The sequence below is a fragment of the Methylobacterium sp. WL116 genome (assembly GCF_008039455.1).
Lineage (GTDB): Bacteria > Pseudomonadota > Alphaproteobacteria > Rhizobiales > Beijerinckiaceae > Methylobacterium.
This window is the reverse complement of record NZ_VRUV01000306.1, coordinates 1-5,597: the sequence shown is the minus strand read 5'-3', so window position 1 is coordinate 5,597 and position 5,597 is coordinate 1. Positions and strand designations below refer to the sequence as shown.

At 69.6% G+C, this 5,597-nt stretch carries 5 protein-coding genes; 2 read left to right on the top strand and 3 right to left on the bottom strand.

What is annotated here, in order from left to right; genetic code table 11:
• Together FV223_RS18785 and FV223_RS18780 are read right to left on the bottom strand one after the other, a co-directional pair.
• Positions 1 to 2,245 (bottom strand): molybdopterin cofactor-binding domain-containing protein (locus tag FV223_RS18785; RefSeq protein WP_147728434.1); only part of this gene is annotated, 2,245 nt, incomplete at its 3' end.
• On the bottom strand, positions 2,242 to 2,718 hold the full coding sequence (locus FV223_RS18780) for a (2Fe-2S)-binding protein (RefSeq protein WP_147728433.1): 477 nt from the start codon (positions 2,716 to 2,718) through the stop codon (positions 2,242 to 2,244). The genes FV223_RS18785 and FV223_RS18780, both read right to left, overlap by 4 nt.
• 293 nt (positions 2,719 to 3,011) lie before the next feature.
• Here FV223_RS18780 and FV223_RS18775 point away from each other — a divergent pair, with 293 nt between their 5' ends.
• Together FV223_RS18775 and FV223_RS18770 are read left to right on the top strand one after the other, a co-directional pair.
• A complete protein-coding gene (locus tag FV223_RS18775; protein WP_147728432.1) occupies positions 3,012 to 3,254 on the top strand; it encodes a type II toxin-antitoxin system prevent-host-death family antitoxin in 243 nt (80 codons plus the stop codon).
• A gap of 62 nt (positions 3,255 to 3,316) precedes the next feature.
• Positions 3,317 to 3,676, top strand: a complete 360-nt coding sequence (locus tag FV223_RS18770; protein WP_147728431.1) for a type II toxin-antitoxin system VapC family toxin — start codon at positions 3,317 to 3,319, stop codon at positions 3,674 to 3,676.
• 52 nt (positions 3,677 to 3,728) lie between these two features.
• Here the strand turns inward: FV223_RS18770 and FV223_RS18765 are convergent.
• On the bottom strand, positions 3,729 to 5,597 hold a 1,869-nt coding region (locus FV223_RS18765; RefSeq protein WP_147728430.1), incomplete at its 5' end, for a potassium transporter Kup.

Genomic DNA, 5,597 nt, shown 5'->3' with positions numbered 1-5,597 from the left:
CGCCGGGCTCGCCGACGCCGCCGAGCGGCCCGTCCCAGGTGCCCGAGTTGACGAGGTGCACGCGGATCACCTTCGGCGCGGCGTCGATCCGGATGATCTCGTAGCCGTCGAAGTTGTTCTGCTGCGCCCGGCCGTTCTTGAAGGTGATCTCGGAGGTGAGCGCGAGGCCCATCCCCATCACCACGGCGCCTTCCATCTGCGAGCGGATGCGCTCCGGGTTCACCTGCGGCCCGCAATCGATCGCGATGTCGACCGCGACGACCTTCACGCCGCCCTTCGGGTCGACCTCGACCTCCGCCGCGACCGCGGTGTGGGTGACGAAGCTGTAATGCCCCGCGATCCCGAGGCCCCGGCCCTTCTCGAGCTTGCGGCCCCAGCCGGCGCCGCCGGCCGCCGTCTCGATCACCCGGCGCAGGCGCCCGGTATCGATCGGGTAGAGCTTGGGATCCTCGCCGTGGTTCCAGACATCGCCGATCGAGGTGGGATCGATCTTGCGCGCCGGCCCGATCAGGTCGAGCAGGTAGTCCTTCGCGTCGCGCCCCGCCGCGTGCGCCAGCTCGGCGACGAACGACTGGATCGCGAAGGCGTGCGGGATGTTCGAGACCGAGCGGAACCAGCCGATCCGCACGTGGGCGGCCGCCTCCGGGTTCTCCAGCCGGATGTTCGGCACCGCGAACGGCGTGTTGACCAGGCCCATGCCGAGCTCGAACGGCAGCTCGTGCTTCGGATCGGGCGCGAAGATCGAGCCGATCGTCGGCGCCGCCGAGCGGTGGAGCCAAGCCACCGGCATGCCCTTGTCGTCCAGGCCCGCTTCGAGGTGCTCGGCCGAGATGGTGTGATAGTAGCCGTGGTGGATGTCGTCCTCACGGGTCCAGGTGAGCTTCACCGGCGCGCCGCCGACCTCGCGCGAGCAGAGCGCGGCCTCGACCACGTAGTCGGGCTTCGACTTGCGGCCGAAGCCGCCGCCGAGCAGCGTCACGTTCACCCGGACCTTGTCGGCGGGAAGCCCCAGCGCCTTGACCAGCCGGTCGTGCGCCGCCTGCGGCCCTTGCGTGCAGGCCCAGGCCTCGCACGCGCCGTCCTTCACCTGCGCCACCGCGGCCGGCGGCTCCATCGGAGCCTGGACAAGGTGGGGCACGAAGTAGTCGGCCGTCAGCTTGGTCTTGGCCTTGGCCATCGCCCCGTCGACGTCGCCCTGGTTGCGCACGACCTTGCCGGGCGCGCGCGCCGCCTTCTCGAGCTCGGTGCGGAACGCGTCGGTGTCGTAGCCGGCGTTCGGGCCGTCGTCCCAGACGATCTTCAGCGCCTCGCGGCCCTTCATCGCCGCCCAGGTGTTCTTGGCCACCACCGCGACGCCGCCGAGCGGCATGAACTCCGAGGGGATCTCGCCGCCGTCGATCTTGAACACCTTCACGACGCCGGGGACCTTCCGGGTCTCGGTATCGTCGAAGCTCACGACCTTGCCGCCGTAGACCGCCGGGCGCGCGACCAGCGCGTACAGCATGCCCTCGCGCTTCGTGTCGAGGCCGTAGACCGCCTTGCCGGTGGTGATGTCGCGGTTGTCGATGATGCCGATCTGGCCCTTGCCGATGTAGCGGAAGGCCTTGGGGTCCTTCAGCACCACGCTCTCGCGGGCCGGCACGGGCAGCTCCGCCGCGATCGCCGCGACGTCGCCGTAGCCGAGCGTGCGCTTCGACTTGGCATGCGTCAGCACGTGGTTCTCGGCCGTCACCTCGGAGGCCGGCACGTTCCACTGCTTGGCCGCCGCCTGGATCAGCATCAGCTTGGCCGCCGCGCCCGCGTGGCGGAAGTGCTGGAAGAAGTGGCGCAAGCTGCGCGAGCCGTCGGTGTCCTGGTTGCCGAAGCGCTCCTCGTCGCCCCAGGCCTGCACCACGCCGACCTTCGACCAGTCGGCCTCGAGCTCGTCGGCGACCACGAAGGCGACCGAGGTGCGTACGCCCTGGCCCATGTCGGAGCGGTGGTTGGTCACGGTCACGCGGCCGTCGGCAGCGATCGCCACGAAGATCTTCGGGTCGTCGCGCCAGCCGTGCGGCATGCCGTCGGCGCCGAACTTCGCCGGCTCCTGGGCCTTGGTCTCGGCCTTGGCGGTGTCGCGCAGGTTCACCGCGAGCACGAAGGCGCCGAGCCCGCCGAGGATGGCGCGGCGGCTGACGTTGGCGATCAGGGTCGGCCGGGTCGGCGCCTCGGCGGCGAGGTCGGCCATCATCTTTGCGTCATGGATCACAGGCGCTCTCCCTTGCTGGCGGGCGCCTGACCGGCGGCCTGGTGGATCGCGGCGCGGATGCGCGGGTAGGTGCCGCAGCGGCAGATGTTGCCGCTCATCTGCTCGTCGATCTGCGCGTCGGTCGGCTTCGGCGTATCCTTCAGGAGCGAGGCCGCCTGCATGATCTGGCCGCACTGGCAGTAGCCGCACTGCGCCACGTTGAGGTCGCGCCAGGCCACCTGCACCGGATGGTTGCCGTCGGGGGAAAGCCCCTCGATGGTCGTCACCTCCTGGTCGGCCGCGGCCGAGATCGGGGTGGTGCAGGAGCGGGTCGCAGTGCCGCCGAGGTGGATCGTGCAGGCGCCGCACAGCGACTGGCCGCAGCCGAACTTGGTGCCGACCAGGCCGAGCTCGTCGCGCAGGTACCACAGCAGCGGCATGTCGGGGTCGCCGTCGAAGCTGCGTGGCGCTCCGTTCACCGTCAGTTTGATCATTCGCAAACGTCCTGTGTGAATGCGGATCGCACCGGGACGGCGCGACGGCCCGGGCGACGCGAAGGCCTCCCGTGCCGCGACGCCCCCCGGGTCCGCATGTCGTTCTCAGAATGAATTCAATCTACGGCATGCCTGCTGCGCGGTGCAACGCGGGCAAACGACCGCACGCGGCCCGAGCCCGGCGCCTGGGGCATGCCGTGTGCGTTGGCGCACGCACGGATAGGAGGGAACGGGCGGATAGCCGAATCCCGATCCGCCACCTACGACGACCAGCTCGATGGGCATTGAGGGCGATGGAAACGGTGAGCTTGGCAGAGGCAAAGGCGCGACTCAGCGCGCTCATCGACCGAGTGGTCGCCGGCGAAGCCACTGTCGTCACGCGTCGCGGGCGCGAGGTGGCACGGCACAGTGCCATGCCGGGACCGAAGCGGCCGATCGATATCGCGACCCTCAGGGCCGTCACCGCCGCGATGCCGCTGCAGCCGGAGGGTGCCGCGACGTTTGTGCGCGCGATGCGGGACGACGAACGGTACTGATGCCGTATCTCGATACGTCGGTCGCGGTCGCGGCGTAGACCGAGGAGCGGGAAACCGCCCGGATGCAGGCTTGGCCCACCGCCTGGGCAGGCGGGGACCTCGCCATCAGTGCCTGGGTCGCCACCGAGTTCTCGGCACCGCTCTCGATCAAGTTCCGCACGGGCACGATCGATTCGCAGCATCGTTCGGTGGCCCCGTCGGCGTTCACGCGCCTGACGGCTACGTCGCTCGTGATGCTGCCGATCGACGAGAGGACGTCTCGGACGGCGGCACGCTTCGCGGACCAGACCCATCCCGGCTTTCGCGCTGGAGATGCGCTTCATCGGGCGATCGCCGCCAATGCCGGCCTGACGCTCGCGACCCTCGACACGCGCCCCGCAGAGGCGGGTGCGGCCGTGGGCGTGCCCGTCGAACGCCTGTGACATCGAGCGACGATGCGCGCCGCCATCCCGGCTGGCCTGGAAGTGGGGCGCCTCAGACCGTGACCTGCGTCCCCACCTCCACGACCCGGCCCGTGGGGATCTGGAAGAAGTCCGTCGCGTCGTTGGCGTTCTTGGCGAGCGTGATGAAGATCCGGTCCTGCCACAGCGGCATCCCGGAATGGGCGGCCGGGCGGATCGAGCGGCGCGACAGGAAGAACGACGTCGCCATGATGTCGAACTTGAAGCCCTCCTTGCGCAGCAGCACGAGGGTTTTTGGGATGTTCGGCGTCTCCATGTAGCCGAACCTCATCACGACCTTGTAGAAGCCCGGCCCGATCGGCTCCAGCCGCACCCGGTCCGGCCCGTTGGCGCGGGGGGTGTCGACGGTCTCGACCGTGAGGATGACGTTCTTCTCGTGCAGCACCTTGTTGTGCTTGAGGTTGTGCAGGAGGGCCGCCGGCGCGATCTCGGGATCGCTCGTCAGGAACACCGCGGTGCCGCGCACGTGGTGCGGCGGGCTCTTCTCCAGCATGCCGACGAGCTCGAGGATCGGCACGTCGGTCTTGCGGGTCTTGTTGAACAGGATCGTGACGCCCCGCACCCAGGTCCACATCAGCACGATCAGGCCGGCGGCGAGCAGCAGGGGCACGTAGCCGCCCTCGAACACCTTGAGCAGGTTCGAGAGCAGGAACAGGAACTCGATCACGATGAACGGCAGCATCAGGGCGGCCGCCGCCACGGGCGACCAGTGCCACAGCCGCCAGACCACGAGGAAGGTCATGCTCGCGGTGAGCAGCATCGTGCCGGTGACCGCGATGCCGTAGGCCGAGGCCAGGGCCGAGGACGAGCGGAACACCACCGCCAGCACCACGACGCCGATCATCAGCAGGCCGTTGATCTGCGGCAGGAAGATCTGCCCCGAATGCGATTCGGAGGTGTGGCGGATCTCGAGCCGCGGCAGCAGGCCGAGCTGGATCGCCTGCCGGGACAGGGAGAACGCCCCGGTGATGACCGCCTGGCTCGCGGTGACGGTGGCGAGCGTCGCCAGGATCACCATCGGCAGCAGCGCCCATTCGGGAAACAGCTGGAAGAACGGATCGGTGGTCTCGGGCTTTTCCAGCACCAGGGCCGCCTGGCCGAGATAGTTGAGGGCCAGCGACGGGAAGACGAGGCCGAGCCACGCGATCTGGATCGGCCGCCGGCCGAAATGGCCGAGGTCGGCGAACAGCGCCTCCGCGCCGGTGACGGCGAGGAAGACCGCGCCGAGGGCGACGAGGGCGCCGGTGCCGTGGCCGAGCAGGTAATGCACGGCGTACCACGGGTTCAGCGCCTTGAAGACCGTGAGGTTTCCGACGATGTGCGGCACGGCGGCGAGCGCCAGCGCCAGGAACCACAGCACCATCACCGGCCCGAAGAAGGCCGCGACCTTGCTGGTGCCGCGGCTCTGCACCAGGAACAGCGCGAGGATGATCGCCACGGTGATCGGCAGCACCGAGCCCTCGAAGGCCGGGGTGACGAGCTTCAGCCCCTCCACCGCCGACAGCACCGAGATCGCCGGGGTGATCACCGCATCGCCGTAGAACAGCGCCGCGCCGAGCAGGCCCAGCGCGAACACGATCCGCGATCCGCCGAGCGCCTTCCGCGCCAGCGCCATCAGCGAGAGGATGCCGCCCTCGCCGTTGTTGTCCATGCGCAGCAGGATCGCGACGTACTTCACCGTCACGATCAGGAACAGCGCCCACAGGATCAGCGAGGCGGTGCCGAGCACCTCTTCCGCCAGCAGGATGTTGTCGTAGCGGGCCGGCACCAGCGCCTCGCGGAAGGCGTAGAGCGGGCTGGTGCCGATGTCGCCGTAGACCACGCCGACCGAGCCGACGGCCAGCGTCCAGAGGCCCGGCGCGGCGTGCGCCCGGCCCTCCGC